The organism is Glutamicibacter sp. 0426 (assembly GCF_001906485.1).
Lineage (GTDB): Bacteria > Actinomycetota > Actinomycetes > Actinomycetales > Micrococcaceae > Glutamicibacter > Glutamicibacter nicotianae.
Genome location: NZ_MPBI01000001.1, coordinates 1,059,922 through 1,075,770 on the forward strand (window position 1 = coordinate 1,059,922; position 15,849 = coordinate 1,075,770).

15 protein-coding genes are annotated in these 15,849 nt (G+C 64.7%); 8 read left to right on the forward strand and 7 right to left on the reverse strand.

From position 1 onward, the window contains the following. Nucleotides 1-44: 44 nt before the first annotated feature. Nucleotides 45-1,100, reverse strand: coding sequence for an iron chelate uptake ABC transporter family permease subunit (locus BKX98_RS05055; RefSeq protein WP_073706333.1), 1,056 nt, complete (start codon nt 1,098-1,100; stop codon nt 45-47). Then, nucleotides 1,097-2,215 (reverse strand): iron ABC transporter permease, encoded by a 1,119-nt coding sequence (locus BKX98_RS05060; RefSeq protein ID WP_233125274.1) that lies wholly within the window; start codon nt 2,213-2,215, stop codon nt 1,097-1,099. The genes BKX98_RS05055 and BKX98_RS05060 overlap by 4 nt, the downstream gene beginning before the upstream one ends. 81 nt (nt 2,216-2,296) lie before the next feature. On the opposite strand from BKX98_RS05060, the gene BKX98_RS05065 reads away from it, so the two are divergent. Beyond that, on the forward strand, nt 2,297-3,304 hold the full coding sequence (locus BKX98_RS05065; RefSeq protein ID WP_073706334.1) for an iron-siderophore ABC transporter substrate-binding protein: 1,008 nt from the start codon (nt 2,297-2,299) through the stop codon (nt 3,302-3,304). A 120-nt stretch (nt 3,305-3,424) separates the two neighbouring features. Here BKX98_RS05065 and BKX98_RS17315 read toward each other — a convergent pair whose 3' ends face one another. Next, nucleotides 3,425-3,553, reverse strand: coding sequence for a hypothetical protein (locus BKX98_RS17315; RefSeq protein ID WP_255209554.1), 129 nt, complete (start codon nt 3,551-3,553; stop codon nt 3,425-3,427). 60 nt (nt 3,554-3,613) lie between these two features. Here BKX98_RS17315 and BKX98_RS17320 point away from each other — a divergent pair, with 60 nt between their 5' ends. The 3 genes from BKX98_RS17320 to BKX98_RS05075 all read left to right on the forward strand — a co-directional run bounded on the left by BKX98_RS17320 (nt 3,614) and on the right by BKX98_RS05075 (nt 6,525). After that, nucleotides 3,614-3,736, forward strand: a complete 123-nt coding sequence (locus BKX98_RS17320; RefSeq protein WP_255372322.1) for a hypothetical protein — start codon at nt 3,614-3,616, stop codon at nt 3,734-3,736. Nucleotides 3,737-3,860: 124 nt separating this feature from the next. Then, entirely contained in the window at nt 3,861-5,666 is a 1,806-nt protein-coding gene (locus BKX98_RS05070) for a glycosyltransferase (protein WP_073706335.1), read from the forward strand. Nucleotides 5,667-5,733: 67 nt separating this feature from the next. Beyond that, nucleotides 5,734-6,525 (forward strand): CatB-related O-acetyltransferase, encoded by a 792-nt coding sequence (locus tag BKX98_RS05075; RefSeq protein WP_073706336.1) that lies wholly within the window; start codon nt 5,734-5,736, stop codon nt 6,523-6,525. A 74-nt stretch (nt 6,526-6,599) separates the two neighbouring features. Here the strand turns inward: BKX98_RS05075 and BKX98_RS05080 are convergent, their stop codons facing one another. Both BKX98_RS05080 and BKX98_RS05085 read right to left on the reverse strand, forming a co-directional pair. Further along, nucleotides 6,600-7,469: a VOC family protein gene (locus BKX98_RS05080; protein WP_073706337.1), complete on the reverse strand. Its 870-nt coding sequence runs from the start codon at nt 7,467-7,469 to the stop codon at nt 6,600-6,602. 127 nt (nt 7,470-7,596) lie between these two features. After that, on the reverse strand, nt 7,597-8,457 hold the full coding sequence (locus tag BKX98_RS05085) for a carbohydrate kinase family protein (RefSeq protein WP_073706338.1): 861 nt from the start codon (nt 8,455-8,457) through the stop codon (nt 7,597-7,599). Nucleotides 8,458-8,605: 148 nt separating this feature from the next. Between BKX98_RS05085 and BKX98_RS05090 the strand changes: the two genes are divergently transcribed. The 4 genes from BKX98_RS05090 (at nt 8,606) to BKX98_RS05105 (ending at nt 14,243) form a co-directional block, all read left to right on the forward strand. Next, nucleotides 8,606-10,312 (forward strand): AMP-binding protein, encoded by a 1,707-nt coding sequence (locus tag BKX98_RS05090; RefSeq protein WP_073706339.1) that lies wholly within the window; start codon nt 8,606-8,608, stop codon nt 10,310-10,312. A 283-nt stretch (nt 10,313-10,595) separates the two neighbouring features. After that, a complete protein-coding gene (locus BKX98_RS05095; RefSeq protein WP_073706340.1) occupies nt 10,596-12,017 on the forward strand; it encodes a GntP family permease in 1,422 nt (473 codons plus the stop codon). A 25-nt stretch (nt 12,018-12,042) separates the two neighbouring features. Continuing rightward, nucleotides 12,043-13,284 carry a CaiB/BaiF CoA-transferase family protein gene (locus tag BKX98_RS05100; RefSeq protein WP_073706341.1) on the forward strand — a complete coding sequence of 414 codons (1,242 nt, stop codon included), beginning with the start codon at nt 12,043-12,045 and terminating at the stop codon, nt 13,282-13,284. Next, nucleotides 13,281-14,243 carry a hydroxymethylglutaryl-CoA lyase gene (locus tag BKX98_RS05105; RefSeq protein WP_073706342.1) on the forward strand — a complete coding sequence of 321 codons (963 nt, stop codon included), beginning with the start codon at nt 13,281-13,283 and terminating at the stop codon, nt 14,241-14,243. Before BKX98_RS05100 ends, BKX98_RS05105 begins: the two co-directional genes overlap by 4 nt. Before the next feature lie 43 nt (nt 14,244-14,286). Here the strand turns inward: BKX98_RS05105 and BKX98_RS05110 are convergent, their stop codons facing one another. Both BKX98_RS05110 and BKX98_RS05115 read right to left on the reverse strand, forming a co-directional pair. Continuing rightward, on the reverse strand, nt 14,287-15,090 hold the full coding sequence (locus BKX98_RS05110) for an IclR family transcriptional regulator (RefSeq protein ID WP_038991476.1): 804 nt from the start codon (nt 15,088-15,090) through the stop codon (nt 14,287-14,289). A 150-nt stretch (nt 15,091-15,240) separates the two neighbouring features. Continuing rightward, complete coding sequence (locus BKX98_RS05115) at nt 15,241-15,753, reverse strand: hypothetical protein (protein WP_073706343.1); 513 nt, start codon at nt 15,751-15,753, stop codon at nt 15,241-15,243. Between the last annotated feature and the right edge of the window lie 96 nt (nt 15,754-15,849).

Genomic DNA, 15,849 nt, shown 5'->3' on the forward strand with positions numbered 1-15,849 from the left:
CCATTGCGCTGGCCGGGCCGATGCCGCGAAATGTGGATAAGCGGTTATCCGCGCTGGCGGACCTTGGACTGGCGGATCACCAGGAAGATCAGGTACGGGGCGCCAATCACCGCGGTGGCCACCCCAGCGGGCAGGATCACCGGGAAGGCGCGGGCCGCGAGCAGGTCGGCCAGCAGCACGAAGATCGCCCCGATCAGTGCCGCATGCGGCACCGGCGGGATGGTGCCGCGGGCCACCAGCCGGGCGGCGTGCCCGCTGGCCAGCGCGACGAAGGCCAGTGGCCCGGCGATCACGGTCGCGGCGATGGCCAGCAGCGAGGCGATGCCCAGCATCAGCACCCGGTCGCGGCCCAGGTGCATGCCCAGGGCACGGGAGGTGTCCGAATCCAGGGCCAGCACCTCGCGCTGGTTGCGCAGCAGCGCCGCGGCCACCAGTCCCAGCACGATTACCGCCGGGGCGATGGCGAGGTCGGCCCAGGAGATCGCGTTGATCGTCCCGGCCAGCCAGGTCAGCGCCTGCTGCGCGTTGTAGATCTCGCCCAGGGTGAGCATCCAGGAGGTCAGCGCCGCGCACAGCCCGGAGAACCCCAGGCCGACCAGCACCAGCCGGTTGCTTTCCAGCGAACTGCGCCAAACCAGCGCGAAAACCAGTGCGGAGACCAGCAGTCCGCCGACGGTGGCGGCGATCGGCAGCCCGTAGAGCACCAGCAGTTCGGATCGGCCGGCGGTGTGCGCGCTGATCGCCAGCACGGACACCGCGCCCAGGGCCGCGCCGTTGGTCACCCCGAGGATGTCGGGGCTGGCCAGCGGGTTGCGCGCCACGTTCTGGGTCAGCGCGCCGGCCACGCCGAACCCGGCGCCGGCCAGCACCGCGGCCACGCTGCGCGGCAGGCGGAATTCGAGGATCGCCAGTTCGGTGCGCGCATCCGGGGCCGCGCCGAAGAGCGTGGCCAGCACATCGCCGATGGCGATCGGGGTGCCGCCGATGGCCAGGTGCAGGCAGAAGGCGGCGAAGGCCACGGCCAGCAGCAGCAGCCCGGTAGCCGCCGCGCGCCGGGCGCGCAGCACCTGGGCCGGCTTGGGGATCGCCCGGGTGCTCATACGGCCACCGCCTTGCGCCGGCGGGCCACGTAGATGAAGAAGGGTGCGCCGAGCAGCGCGATGACCACGCCCACCGGCAGTTCCCCGGGCCGCGCGAGCATCCGGCCGAGCACATCGGCCACGCACAGCATCAGCCCCCCGCACAGCGCGGAGCCGGGGATCACCCAGCGGTAGTCGGCGCCGAAGATGCGCCGGGCAATGTGCGGCACCAGCAGGCCGAGGAAGGCGATCGGCCCGGCCAGGGTGACCGCCAGCCCGGACAGCGCCACGATCGCGGCCAATCCCAGGCCGCGGGCGTGCAGGGCGGTGATCCCGAGGCTGCGTGCCGAATCCTCGCCCAGGGTCAGCGCGTTCAGCCCGCGGGCATTGGCCAGCGCCAGCACGGTGCCGGCGATCAGCAGCGGCCACAGCGACAGGAAGGACTCGTAGCCCTGGACCACGGAGCCGACCTGCCAGAAGCGCAGGGTTTCCAGCGCCGCCTCGCTGAGCAGCACGATCGCCGAGACCACCCCGGCGCACAGCGCGGTGACCGCGGCACCGACCAGCAGCAGGGTGATCGGCGATCCGCCGCGCCCGTCGATGCGCCCGATGCCGAAGACCACCAGGGCCGCGAGCAGCGCCCCGCCCAGCGCCAGCAGCGCCTGGGTCCATGCCGGCAGCGGGCCAGTGAAGGCGGCCACCGAGACGATGGCCAACGCCGCACCCTGGTTGATGCCCAGTAGGCCGGGTTCGGCGATCGGGTTGCGGGTGTGCCCCTGGATCAGCGTGCCGGCCATGCCCAAGGCGGCGCCGGCGGCCAGTGCGGTGACGGTGCGCGGCCAGCGGATCTCCCGGATGGCGATGTCGCTGACTTGCCCGTCGGGTGCCAGCAGTGCGTGGCGCAGCTCGGCGAAGCTGGAGGTGGTGCTGCCGATCCACAGGCTGAGCCCGATGGCGGCGCCCACCGCGGCGGCCAGGACCAGCAGGGAGCTGATGCGCGGTGTGGTGCGGTTGATGGTCGGTGGCCTTTCTCGGGCCGCGAGGTGCGCGGCGGGTGCGAACGGGGGTTGCGATCGATTATGTCGCAGGATGTTGACCGGTGCGGCCGGAATCGTGCTACTGTTCATCTCGCGCATTGAGCTTACCCTTACCTAAATAGGGCTGGCAAAAATACATCATGCGTCATTTAGTAAATCGTCTTCACGGAAAGCACTCGCATGCATACTCCCCGCATCCTCGCACTGGCCGCGGCCTTGGCGGCGGCCTCGCTGGCCCTGTCCTCCTGCGCAAGCTCGGCGCCGAGCACCGAACCTGCTGAAACCGCCGCCACCGCGCAGGCCGATGCCAGCTTCCCTGCGAGCATCAAGCATTTCCGCGGCACCACCGAATTGGCGCAGCGCCCGCTGCGCGTGGCCGCGCTGGATCCTTCCTATGTGGATGCAACCATGCTGCTGGGCGCCGAGCTGGTGGCCTACACCGAGTACCGCCAGGGCGACAATCCCTTCCCGGAGTACCTCGGCGACATCTCGGATTTGACCGATGAGGCAGTGAACGTCGGCACCATCGCCGAACCGGATTTGGAGAAGCTGCTGGCCACCGCGCCGGATGTGATCATCTCCGCCGACGTGCGCCAGGGCGCCATGTACGACCAGCTGAACAAGATCGCCCCGACCATCTTCTCCGAGTCCACCGGCCCGACCTGGAAGGAGAATGTGGTGCTGCTGGGCGAGGCCCTGGGCAAGAAGGAGCAGGCCGAGCAGGCCGTCGCCGACTACGAGGCCCGTGCCGCCGCGGTGGGCAAGGAAATCCTGGCGAAGAAGCCGGAAACCACCTATTCGCTGGTGCGCTTCGCCGGCGAGGACACCGCGCGCCTGTACGCCACCGATTCGTTCATCGGCGAGATCATGGTCGACATGGGCATCCCGCGCCCGAAGGACGCGCCGGACACCACCGAATCGATTTTTGTTCCGCTCTCGCCGGAAGAAATCCTGAAGGCCGACGCCGAAGTGATCTTCCAGTCCACCTGGGCGCCGGAAGGTGCCGAGGGTGACGCATCGCGCGCCCAGGAGAAGAAGTTCACCTCCAACCCGCTGTGGGAGAAGCTGGAGGGCGAGGTCATGCCGGTTGACGACTCGATCTTCCTCTCCTCGGTTTCGCTGCAGGGCGCCGGTGAGGTCATCACCCAGGTGGCCGAGCACTTCGAGGTCGACCCGCAGCTGCCATAGCGGCCGCGAGCAGCTCCAACCATTAAAGAGAATCGAGTCCCTGCCCGGCGTCATTCGCCGTAGGCAGGGACTCGATGCTGTTAACTAGCGGCCCCGAAATGTGCCGCGCTCAATCAGTGGTTATCTGGCGGCCTTGCGCACCGGATCGACAGCGCTCTCCGCGTGCTTCAGCCGCTTCTCAGCGCGCTTCTCCTTGATGCTCTTGCCTGGTTTTTTCGCTTCGCCCTTGCGCGGGGATTTGCTCGACATGACGTGCCGTCCTTTACCGGAGGCGCACTGCGCCTCCAACAAATGCGGGGAGAGTACCCCATGACCACGACCATAGGAAGTTTCGCCCAGAAGGGCAAGGGATACTGCCAACTGGGCGATTCTTCCCATGATTCCGGCGCATCCGGCGAGCACCTTGGCGGATGGGCAGATGACGCGATGTGACCGGCGCAACAGCGCATTCCCAGCGCCCGCCTAGCTTCACCGCGTAGGCTGAAATCTGGCGCGGGGTACTGCCTATCCTCGTGTGAAATTAACTTTCCTGTGGTCAACCTAAGGATCCTTCACCGTGGTATTCAAGGAACAGCATGTGGACGCCTATATGGTGACGTGGAAGCTGGAGCGCGAATTCGGCGGGATGACCACCGTCTGCACCCAGCGCGCGGCGGCTTTCGCCGAGCGCCATGGCTCGGCCGCTGTGATCACCTTCGCCCCGAATGCGCAGATTCCGCAGATCGCCGAAGAGCTCGTGGAACGCGGCAAGCTCTCGCCGAAGGTCAAGGTGCTCAACCCCTATCTCTACCTGGCGGAGCACGACCTGCAGCCGCAGGAGCGCATCCCGGGCAGGAAAGCGGAACCCGCGCACCAGGACTTCACCCTCAGTGATTCCGTTCGCCATCCCGGCGGGACCGGCGTGTTCTGCGAGCACAGCGTGGCCGGTCCGGAGGGCGAGGTCAGGCAGACCGCCTACTTCCGCAACGACGGCACCGTCTTCCTGACGGATCTGAAGTTCAATGACGGCAAGCACCGCCGCGTCGTCGAGGCATTCGACCGCACCGGAATGCTGGTGGCGCGTTTCAACAGCGCTGCATCGTTCTACCGCTATTGGCTTTCGCAGATCGTCGACCACCCGGATTCCCTGGTGGTGATCGACAGCAAATTCACCGCGGCCATGCTCGCGTCGTGGAAGACCCTGCATGTGCCCAAGGTGTTCGCCTTCCACAGCATCCATGTGGCCAAGGGGCAGGATTTGGCGACCGGCAAGCTTTCCAAGGGCCACGGCCCGATCATCGAGGAACGCGCCAACTGGGATGCGTTCGTCTTCCTGACCCGCGCGCAGCGCCAGGCCTATGTCGAGCGCTTCGGGAATCCGGACTCGGCATTCGTGATTCCCAATCCGCTGAAGCCTTCGGTTCTCCAGCCGCCAGAACCGGAGCGCGGCGCCACGGATTTGATCGTCGCCGGTTCGCTGACCCCCAACAAGAATGTGGCCGCCGCACTGGATGCCGTCCATGAGCTGTCGCGCCGCGGCAAGCATCCCACCTTGCACATCGTGGGCGAGGGCAGCGAGCGCGACGCGCTGGAAGTGCGGGCCGCCGAGCTGGGCTTGGGCGAGCAGGTGGTCTTCCACGGCTTCTCCGATCAGCTCCCCCGCCGCTTCGCCTCCTGCCTGGCCCAGCTGTTCACCTCGACCAACGAGGGCCAGGCCCTGGTGATCCTCGAAGCCCAGGCGCAGGGATGCATTCCGGTGTCCTTCGACATCAACTTCGGCCCCGCCGACAGCATCACCGATGGGAGCAACGGCTTCCTGGTCCCCCATGGGGATATCCAGCTGATGGCGGACCGCGTCGAGCAGCTCATGGATGACCCTGCGCTGGCGGCGAGGATGTCGCAGCAAGCCCGCACTTTTGCCCGCGAGTACCAGACTCGCGATCTCGTCTCGCTCTGGGAGGAAACCGTGTCCATCGCCAAGCTGTTCAAGAAGAAGGCCGCAACCAGCGACGTCCCGCATTTCGATGCGCGGCTGCGCGGCGTGGAATTCCCCGCGGGCCAGGGGCTGCAGGTGAAGGTGGAGCATCATGCGGACCTCGATGCCCTGCCCGCCGATGCCGTTTTCGAGCTGGTCTTCGTCAACCGCGGCAGCAAGGAAGAGCTCGCCTCGGTGCCCAGCACCGGCGTGGAGGGAGAACTGGCCTTCTTCGATGTGGATCCCCAGCTGCTGGGCGAGATCCCGGAGCAGGACACGGCAGTGGACGTGAACCTGCGCCTGCGGGTGGGAAAGGATGCTGAAGACAAGCGCCTGGGCCTGCCCGAATCGATGATCCTGCCCTACTTCACGACGCAGAAGAACCTCTCCTTCCGCCCCGAGCAGTAGCCGGCATCCAGCGCGTGCTCCGCGCCCATGGACACTACTCCAAGCCCGCTTCGATAAACTCGATCGCATGCGAATCAAGATGTCCCAGCTGCGGCCGCTGCTCAAGAGCCACCGGATCCTCATGACGGTTCCTGGCATGAAGGATTTCGAGGACACCGGAAGCACCTACAACCCCGATGCCTGGGTCAGCTACGAGGAAGACCTCGCCTTGGATCCCTACACCACCTTCTGGGGCACCAGCGGAACAGCACTGCCGCGCATGGGAGCGTTCTCCTATACGCATTCGAAGCTCAACAAGGCCATCAGCGTCGGACGCTTCACTTCGATCGCCAAGGGCCTGTCGGTCATGGGTGCCAAGCACCCTTTGGAGTGGGCTTCGACCAGTCCGGTGTTCTACAACCAGCGGCTGCTGATGCAGACCTACTGCGCCGATCGCGGCGTGGAACTGGGCACGACGAAGTACAGCTACACGCCGGGGAAGATCACCATCGGCAACGACGTGTGGATCGGCGAGAAGGTCACCCTGGGCCATGGGGTATCGATTGGCGATGGAGCGGTCATCGCCTCGAATTCGGTGATCACCAAGGACGTGGCGCCATTCACCGTGGTGGGCGGGCTGCCGGCGAAGAAGATCCGCGACCGCTTCGATGCCCAGACCACCGAAGCGCTGAAGGCCTCCCAATGGTGGCGGTACGCCCCGGAGGATCTCACGCCGCTGCAGGTGTCGGACCCTGCGGCCTTTGCCGAGCAGGTGCTTGAACGGGCAGCGGCCGGCACACTGCAGCCCTTAGAAACCCAGCCGCTGACCGCCCGGCACATTGCCGAACACCTGGAGTCCCTGCAGTCCGCAAGCAACTGAACATGGGAATGCCCCGGGCGCTCGCCGAATTGGCGGGCGCCCGGGGCAATTAAGCTGTCGGGCCAGAGTCTGGATCAGCCCACTGCCACGCGCAGCTCGTTGTTCCATGGGTCCTTGAAACGCAGCTCGGCGCCGGTGTGGTGGTTCTCCACCTTGGCGAAGGCCAGCCGTTCGGCCAGCTTGCCCACCTCGTCTTCGGTCGGGACGTTGATCAGCACCTCGCCCAGGCCCAGGGTGTCCTTGCGCGGTCCGGCGCCGCGCGAGTTCCACACATTCATGGCCATGTGGTGGTGGTATCCGCCGGCGGAGACGAACAGCGCCTGGTTGCCCAGTGCGGTGGTCTCGTCGAAGCCCAGGGTGTTGACGTAGAACTGGCGGGCGGTGGCGACGTCGCCAACTTGCAGGTGCACGTGCCCGATATCGGCGGCGGCCTGGCGCTGTCCGGTGATGGCCTGCTCGTTCAGGTGCTCATTGAGGAACTTGTTCGGATCCAGGTAGATGGTATCCATGGCTACCTCGCCGCCACTCCAGCTCCAGGTATCGCGCGGACGGTCCCAGTACAGCTCGATGCCGTTGCCTTCCGGGTCGGTGAAGTAGAAGGCTTCGGAGACCAGGTGGTCCGAGCTGCCCACGAAGCGGCTCTGGTCGAACTGTGCTGCCGAGAGCACGGTGGCTGCCAGATCGGCCTTGGTGTCGAAGAGCAGCGCGGTGTGGAAGAGCCCCGCTTCGTTGCGCGATGGCAGCTGCAGGCCTGGCGCGTTCTGCAGGTTGACCAGTTCCTGGGTGCCGCGGCCCAGGCGGGTGCCTTCCGCGGTTTCATCCAAAACAGCCAGTCCCAATGCCTGCTGGTAGTACTCGCTCATGACCTTCATGTCGCCGACCTTCAGTTGCACGGCGTTCATGTGGGTGGTTGCGGCGAGCTTGTCTTCTTTGAGCATGGTCATCTCCAGCGCCTTCTTTCCGATCAGGACTTCCTGTTGGCTATCACCCTACTCCAATTTACTTGATGCTTCAAGTACATTCTGGTGTTCCGGTGATCACGCCATTGAACGCATCGGGTGCACCGCTCCGCTAGGCTGGCAACTGGGCGAGCTTCGGGTGCAGATGCCTGCTCGATAGCGCTGCCGCCGCACTGCTGGCAGCCGCCTCCATCGACGCCTGCACTGGCGCGCCGCGCAGCCGGGCCGCCAAGAATCCCGCCATGAAGGCATCTCCGGCACCATTGGTATCGACCACCTCGACCTTTGGCGCGGCCACTTCCCAACGCCGGCCCTGGCGATCCATGGCCACCGCGCCCTGCTCCCCCAGCGTGCAAATGCCCAGACCGGGGCCGCGGCGCAGGCAACCGGCCAGCAGCTCCCACGGGTCACTGGTGGCATCATCGTTCATGAAAACCACAGAAGCCGCGCCCAGGAATGGCTGATGGAACGAAGTAAAGCCATCAAAGTCATGCAGGTCGACCCACAGCGGCACGGCCGGCCCACGCAATCGCTCAATGACCCGCAACCCCAACTCGCTCAGATCAATCACCGCCAGATCGGCTTCGCGCACCGCGGCGCAAACGGCTTCGACATCCGCATCCGCGGGAGTGGACGGCGTGGCAAGATAGACCGAGACCCGCTGGCCGCCAGCCATGAGGTTAACATGCTGCTCGGTGCTCGCGCTGGGCACCACCTGCAGGTTGATGCCAGCGCCCAAGAGCGCACGCCGCAGCGCACGCCCGGATTCATCGCCGCCCACCTGGGTAAAGAGCTCGGTGGCGACACCCAGCGAACTCAAGTGCAGTGCCTTGCCCGCAGAAGTGCCACCGACGGTACGCCATGCGCTGTTCGCGAGGAGTTGCTGGGGGCGGGGTTCGGGCAGGTGGTCAAGCTCAACCAGCTGATTCCAGCTGGATGGACCACAGACAAGCACCTTGGGCTGCTGGCTCATGCACTAATTAAATACCCCCAGCCTCAGGTGATTCAAGACTTTGGTCGGCAACAACGCTTTCAAACCCTTGGACTTCCAAGTATATTGGCCAGTGATCCGCCTCACTCTATCGACGGGGCGCCATTGTCCACGCGAGGGAAGGTTAGTTGTGAGCGTTACCGATGAATTCAGAGCTGCCCGAGATCGGCTCCTGGAATTGCGCAACGATTACCAGCAGGCACGGGCCGAGTTCAGCTGGCCTCAGTTCAGTGAGTTCAATTTCGGCTTTGACTGGTTTGACCAGGTTGCCAAGGATCCGCAGCGGGCGGATCAGCCGGCGCTGATCATCACCGAACGAGACGGCAGCTCCATCAGGCGCACCTGGGCCGAGCTCTCCGAGCGCTCCACCCAAGTGGCCCGCTGGCTCGCCGACCAGGGCGTGAACCGCTCGGACTCCATTGCCATCATGCTCGGCAACCAGGTTGAGCTCTGGGAGTCGATGCTCGCCGGAATCAAGCTCGGCGCCATCCTGATCCCGTGCACCACGCAGCTGACGCCCACGGACCTGGCCGACCGGATCGATCGCGGCCGCATCCAATGGGTGATCACCAACGAGGCCGAGATCCAGAAGTTCGCCTCGGTACCCGGCGAGTACACGCTGATCCAGATCGGCGGCAGCGTGCCAGAAGAAAATCTCGACTACGCGAAGTCCCACCAGACCGAGGCCAGTTTCCAGCTCGATTCCTCCACGCACGCCGATGAAACGCTCTTGCGCTACTTCACCTCTGGCACCACATCCAAGGCCAAGCTGGTTGAGCACACCCATACGTCCTACCCGGTGGGCCACTTGAGCACCATGTTCTGGATCGGCCTGGAACCAGGAGACGTGCACCTGAATGTCGCTTCGCCGGGCTGGGCAAAACATGCGTGGTCCAACCTGTTTGCGCCATGGATCGCCGAGGCGACTGTTTTCCTCTATAACTATGACCGCTTTGACCCGATCGCGCTGATGAACCAGATGGACGCCGAAAAGGTGACCAGCTTCTGCGCGCCGCCCACCGTATGGCGCCTGCTGATCCAGGCGGATCTGGGCGCGCTGGCCAATCCCCCGCAGAAACTGGTCTCCGCCGGCGAGCCGCTCAATGCCGAAGTCATCGACCAGGTCAACAAGGCCTGGGGCCAGGTGATCCGCGACGGGTTCGGGCAGACCGAGACCACGGTGCAGATCGCGAATCCGCCAGGCGAGCCGATCACCATCGGCGCGATGGGCCGGCCGATGCCCGGCTACGAGGTGGTGCTGCGCGATCCGGCCACCGGCGAGGAAGGCGAAGTGGGAGAAATCTGCCTGGTCACCACCCCGCGTCCGCTGGGCCTGATGAAGGGCTACTTCGAGAACGAGGAGAAGACCAATGAGGTCTTCCGGGACGGCGTGTACCATACCGGGGATATCGCCGAGCGGGACGAGCGCGGCGTGCTGACCTACGTCGGGCGTGCCGATGATGTGTTCAAGTCCAGCGACTACAAGATCAGCCCCTTCGAGCTGGAATCGGTGCTGATCGAGCACCCCGGCGTGGCCGAAGCGGCGGTGGTGCCGGCACCCGATGAGCTGCGGCTGACCGTACCCAAGGCCTACATCGTCGCCTCCGGCGGGCATGAGCCGGGCCCGGAATTGGCCGAATCGATCCTCGCCTACTGCCGCGAGCACCTCTCGGCCTTCAAGCGCATCCGCCGGCTGGAATTCGCTGATCTGCCCAAGACGATCTCGGGCAAGATCCGCCGCGTGGAACTGCGCCAGGCAGAAGAACGGCGGCACACCGGCGATACCCCAGCTGGCACCGAATACCGGGATACCGACTTCCCGAAGCTCAAGGGGTAATCACTTCTGGCACCAGGGCGCTTTCCGGAGATGGGTTCGGCAGGCGCCCTGGTTTTTTCTTTGCCGCCCATCCCGAGTCGCTCCGGGCGCATCTCGCCGCGGATGAAGCTCGCGGGGAAGCGCTACGTACCTGTTTCACGATGCGCACGTCCAGGGTTTATTTCCAGAGGTTTCTAGCTTAAGAAGCTACCGGTTTACATTGTGAGCCAAGACTCATACTATGGGTTTTCATGCCGTGGCTTCGGTCACACCCCTCCCCTGATTCCTCATGAACGGATCCAAGATGTCCGATATAGCGATTCTGATAAATACCGCGGTCGCAGTGCTTGCCGCCGTGCTGCTTATCGTCAGATTCAAGGTCAACCCCGTCATTGCCCTGATCATCGGCTCGCTGTATCTGGGTCTTTCCACCGGCCTGGGGGCCACCAAGACCATCGAGACCATCACCCAGGGTTTCGGCGACATCATGGTCGAAGTCGGGCTCCTGGTAGCTTTCGGCGTGCTGATGGGCTCCATCCTCAATGAGACCGGCGCCATCCGCCGCCTGGTGGAACACCTGCTCAATACCTTTGGCCCCAAGCGGCTGCCGTATTCCATGGCCTTGGCCGTCAGCACCGCGCTGCAGACCATCTTCCTTGACGTGCTGCTGGTCATCGCGGCCCCCTTGGCCCGGCGCATGGCGCCGAAGATCGGCAAGCACGGTACCGCTCGCATCGCCACCGCTATGGCCATCGCCGGCGAGGTCGGCATCGTGCTCATGGTCCCCGGCGTGGGCGCTGTCGCCCTGGCGGGCATGCTCGAAGTTCCGCTCGGCAAGATGCTGATTTTCGGCCTGCTGGTCGTCGTGCCGACGGTGCTGATTTCCGTCGCCATCATGACCTTCTTCTTCGACCGCGGTTTCTGGAAAGCGCAGAGCGACGAGCAGCTGCTCGCCGCCGATGAGCCGTACCAGGGAGCAGGCACGACGAACAACGCCGGAGGATCCGGCGAGGTGCAGGCAGGGACCGGCGCAGCCGGAACTGCTTCCGCTGCCACCACAGTGCAGACCGCGCAACGACGCGAAACCCACCTGTTCCTGCTCTTCCTGCCGCTGCTCGCTTCCCTGCTGCTCATTGCCGGCGGCGCGCTGGCCGAAATCCTCGGCTACGAAGCCAGCTGGATTCAGCTGGTCGGCAATCCGGTCGTCGCGCTGCTCATCGGCCTGGTCGGCACGATCACCGTCGCGCGCTTCACCGTCGGCCAGAAGGCTATTGACCGCGGCGTGTCCAACGGCTTCAAGGAAAGCGGGCAGATCCTGCTGCTCACCGGTGTCGGCGGCTCCTTGGCGGCCACTGTTTCCACGGCCGGGCTGGGAGACATCATGGGCCAGTTCTTCTCCGCCAGCACCGTCGCCCCGCTGGTGGTCGTGTGGGGCATCGCCGCCCTGCTGCACATCGCGGTAGGCTCGGTGACCCTGTCCGGAATCACGGCTGCCAGCCTGCTGGCCCCGATCGCCCCGAGCCTGGGCATCGACCCGGTGCTCATCGCGTTGGCCGCAGGTTCCGGAGCGTTGTTCATGGTCCATGTCACCTCGAACACATTCTGGCTGCTGCAGTCATTGTTCGGGCAGACCGTCCGCGGCGCCCTGAAGACCGTCAGCGTGGGCGTATCGGTAGCCTCTATCGTGGCCCTTGGCATGGTCATGATCCTCAACATCTTCATCTAGCGCCACAGCACAGGAAGGACAGCGCATGCCAGAGCACATCGCCCCATTGGAGGGTGTCCGCGTTCTCGAATTGGGCAACTACATTGCCGCACCCACTGCGGGCCGGCTCCTTGCCGACTTCGGCGCGGAGGTGATCAAGGTGGAGCGTCCCGGCACCGGAGACGAGCTGCGCAACTGGCGGCTGAAAAAGGGCAGTGTCTCGATGCTCTACAGGACTATCAACCGCAACAAGAAGTCCATCGTCCTGGACCTGCGCAGCGACGCCGGCCGGGCCGCCGTCCTGGATCTGGTCAAGCATTGCGATGTGCTGCTGGAGAACTTCCGCCCGGGCACGCTGGAAAAATGGGGACTGGGTCCCGAAGAGCTCAGCGCTGCGAATCCCGATCTGGTGATCACCCGCATCTCGGCCTTCGGCCAAACCGGCCCGCTAGCAGAACGCCCCGGCTTCGCCGCCGTGGCCGAAGCCTTCAGCGGCTTCCGCAACCTGGTGGGCGATCCTGACCGCGCACCGGTGCGCGTTGGCGTATCAATTGGCGATTCCATTGCCGGACTGTACGCCGCCTTCGGTGCGGTGATGGCGCTGTTCCAGCGGGAACAAGCGCGCGGCGGCAAAGCAAGTCTCGGGCTGGATCATCGGGTGATCGACGTGGCGCTGCACGAGGCCATGTTCTCCATGATGGAATCGCTGATCCCTGACCACGGCGCCTACGGCGAAACCCGGAGCCGCACCGGCGGGCGCATGGAAGGCATTGCCCCTTCCAATGCGTACATCTGCGCCGACGGGGCGAGCATTGTCGTGGCCGGCAATGGCGACGGGATCTTCCGCCGCTACATGGAAGCGATCGGCAGGCCGGAACTCGGCACCGATCCGCACCTGCAGAGCAATGCCCAGCGCTGGGAAGCCAGGGAGATGCTGGATGCCGCCATCGGCCAATGGGCGGCAAGCCTCGACTCGCGCGCGGCCCTGGCCATCCTCGATGCGGCCGAAGTTCCCGCAGGCCCGATCTACACCGCACAGGACATTGCCAGCGAGCCGCAGTACAGCGCCCGGAAGATGATCCAGCACCTCGATGTCTCCACCGGGGAAGAGACCTTGCATGATGTCGGCTTCCCCGGCATCGTCCCGGTCATGGGCGGCGCCTCGCTGCCCATCAGGAACCTGGGACCGGATCTTGGAGAGCACACCGCCCAAGTACTCGCAGGACTATTGGGAATGACCGATGCGCAAATCGCGCAGGCCTCGGCCGGAGAAAGGAATATGGCGTGAGCTACGCATTCACCCCTGCCGCCGCGTTGCGGGATGTCACGCTGCGAGACGGACTGCAACTGACCGGCAAGCTGCTGAGCACCGAAGAGAAGATCCGCACCGTGCGCGAGCTGATCCGGCTCGGCGTCGAGGAAATCGAGCTGGGATCGATGGCCCGCGCCGACCTGGTGCCGCCCATGGCCAACACCCTCGACGTCGCTGAAGGCCTGCGCCCCGAGGAACTGGAACGCTGCTGGATCTGGGTGGCCACCCCCGGCCATGTAGCCAAGGCGGCCAAGGCAGGCATCCGCAACTTCCAGTACTGCCTTTCCGTATCCGATGCGCACAACCAGGCGAATATCGGGCGCAGCACCGAGGCGAGTCTCGATGCCCTGCCAGAAGCCGTGCACTACGCCCGTGAAGCCAGCGGTCGGATCCAGCTGTGCCTGGCCACCTCATTCACCTGCCCCTTCGAAGGGCAGGTCCCGCCCGAACGGGTGCTGGAGATCGCCAATGATCCCCGGGCCGAGGGCACCTGCGATATCGTCATCTGCGACACCCTGGGCCAGGCAGTGCCCGCACAGGTTGCGGCGCTGATTTCCAAGGTCCGCGACGAATCCCCGCAGCGGCGCATCGTCTTCCACGGGCACGACACCTGGGGGCTGGGTGTTGCCAATACCCTGGCTGCGATCTCGGCAGGAGCCAGCCTGGTTGATGGCGCGCTAGGCGGATTGGGCGGATGCCCCTTCGCTCCCGGAGCCAGCGGGAATACCTCCAGCGAAGACATCCTGTTTGCCACGCGGCCATCATGGCTCACCCCGCAGAGCTTTGCCGGCCTCGTCGAACTCTCCGAATCCCTGCTGCAGGAATTGGGCGAGCCGAATCGTTCAAAGTCGGCCCAGGGAGCGCGTTCCAAGGCGGCTGCCTTCGACTGGGTGATCTCCTCGGATCAAGCACCAGATTGCTCCAACAGCCTCTAGTTCCAGACTGCCCACCAGGCTGCGTGCCGCTAAACGTGCGGCGCTACACGGCGGGCCGGTGGGTTTCGCCGGGGAAGCGCCCGCCGATCAGCCGTGTCATCCGCTCAGCGGTATCCAGCAGCGGCTCGATCCAGCTCTCGCACTGCTCGCGCGGCATGCGCATGGTGGGTCCGCTGATGGTCACTGCCGCCACCAGGCCGGCCGCGGAATCGAACACCGGCGCGGACAGCCCCGATGCCCCGTTTTCGCGTTCGCCGGTGGTGATAGCGAAACCATCGGCACGAGTCTGCGCAACCGCTTGCTCCAGGCTGGCCATGCCGGTAATCGTCGCATCGGTCAGCGGTTCCAATCGCGTATCCTGCAGCCGCTGCATCAGCTCGGGCTTCCAGGCCAGCAGCACGCGTCCGGCAGATCCGGCATGCAACGGTGCGAGCTCGCCCAGGTGCATTTCCCGGCGCAGCGCATGGCGTGTTTCGGCGATGCCGACACACACTCGGTAGTGCTGCTCTGCACGGAACAGGCAGGCTGTTTCCCCGGTGAAGTCGCGCAGCTCGCGCAAGGACGGGATGATGACATCCAGCACTTCACGGCCGCGGGTGGCTGGCGCGGCCCAGTAGGCCATCTTCATTCCTATGCGGTAGCCGTCATCCTCGCGGTCCAAAAAGCCTTGCCCCACCAGATTCGCGACCAGCCGCTGCACCGTCGAGGCCGGCAGATTCGTTGCCTCGCGGATATCAGCCAAGGACATCACCGGCTGGCGCAGTGAAAAGGAATCGAGGATGGCGCTGATTTTCCCCAGGACCAAGAGGGGGTTCTGCTGCTTGGCTGGTGTCTCGTCCTTTGGCATAGTCCAGACGCTAGACCATCGGCATCGGCGAGTCCAGTTCCACGGTTCTCAGAGGTAGTGGCACAACGCAACAAGAAACCAAAGATTCGACAAGGGCCGATCTTGCACAGACTGACTTAGGCAGTGAAGCGGAGGCGCCTGTCACAACAATTAGCCAACGCGGAAATTGAACCGTTGAGAGACGTTTAGCAGATCTGGATCATCCGCAAGTATCTGCTGGCCTTCAGTGGCGACGACCAGATCGTTGTCGAGCCCGTCGTCGGTACGTCTCATCCACAAGGCCCAACACATGCCGACGCCATGCCGGGATGTGAAGCGGATTCCGTCAGCGAAACTGCCATCGTGAAGCCTCAGGTTGCGTAGGCTCGTGGAAATCAAAGTGGTCAGCTTGGGATTTGCCCCGAACAGGTGGAATAGGTCAACGGCGTTCACATCACAGGATTTGGAGATTTCGGGGCCAAAGTTCCGGTCGATATATTCCAGCGAATGCGCTGAGCTTAGGTCAAACCAGACGAGGTCTTCTTTGCTGGCCAGTTCGTAGAGTCGACGTCCTTCGCACCAGTTTTTAGGGAACGTTCCGAGTTCATCGTGTCCAAGCCGTTGCTGTTCCTCGATGTAGAGGGCGTGGGCTTCCTCCTGGCTGATGCCGAACTGTTCTGCCATGAAGTCGATAGCGGTCCGCGCTTTATGGTCTAGCCGGTATCCGTAGAGGCATTCAGTAAAAGCGCCTTGGCGCGTAGATGCCGCCTAGAGAGTGCG

Excerpts from the sequence above, each read along its gene's own strand:
- BKX98_RS05055 (WP_073706333.1), bottom strand. The coding sequence starts at position 1,100 with ATGAGCACCCGGGCGATCCCCAAGCCGGCCCAGGTGCTGCGCGCCCGG.
- BKX98_RS05060 (WP_233125274.1), bottom strand. The coding sequence starts at position 2,215 with ATGCGCGAGATGAACAGTAGCACGATTCCGGCCGCACCGGTCAACATC.
- BKX98_RS05065 (WP_073706334.1), top strand. The coding sequence starts at position 2,297 with ATGCATACTCCCCGCATCCTCGCACTGGCCGCGGCCTTGGCGGCGGCC.
- BKX98_RS17315 (WP_255209554.1), bottom strand. The coding sequence starts at position 3,553 with ATGTCGAGCAAATCCCCGCGCAAGGGCGAAGCGAAAAAACCAGGCAAG.
- BKX98_RS17320 (WP_255372322.1), top strand. The coding sequence starts at position 3,614 with ATGACCACGACCATAGGAAGTTTCGCCCAGAAGGGCAAGGGATACTGC.
- BKX98_RS05075 (WP_073706336.1), top strand. The coding sequence starts at position 5,734 with ATGCGAATCAAGATGTCCCAGCTGCGGCCGCTGCTCAAGAGCCACCGG.
- BKX98_RS05080 (WP_073706337.1), bottom strand. The coding sequence starts at position 7,469 with ATGACCATGCTCAAAGAAGACAAGCTCGCCGCAACCACCCACATGAAC.
- BKX98_RS05085 (WP_073706338.1), bottom strand. The coding sequence starts at position 8,457 with ATGAGCCAGCAGCCCAAGGTGCTTGTCTGTGGTCCATCCAGCTGGAAT.
- BKX98_RS05095 (WP_073706340.1), top strand. The coding sequence starts at position 10,596 with ATGTCCGATATAGCGATTCTGATAAATACCGCGGTCGCAGTGCTTGCC.
- BKX98_RS05100 (WP_073706341.1), top strand. The coding sequence starts at position 12,043 with ATGCCAGAGCACATCGCCCCATTGGAGGGTGTCCGCGTTCTCGAATTG.
- BKX98_RS05110 (WP_038991476.1), bottom strand. The coding sequence starts at position 15,090 with ATGCCAAAGGACGAGACACCAGCCAAGCAGCAGAACCCCCTCTTGGTC.
- BKX98_RS05115 (WP_073706343.1), bottom strand. The coding sequence starts at position 15,753 with ATGGCAGAACAGTTCGGCATCAGCCAGGAGGAAGCCCACGCCCTCTAC.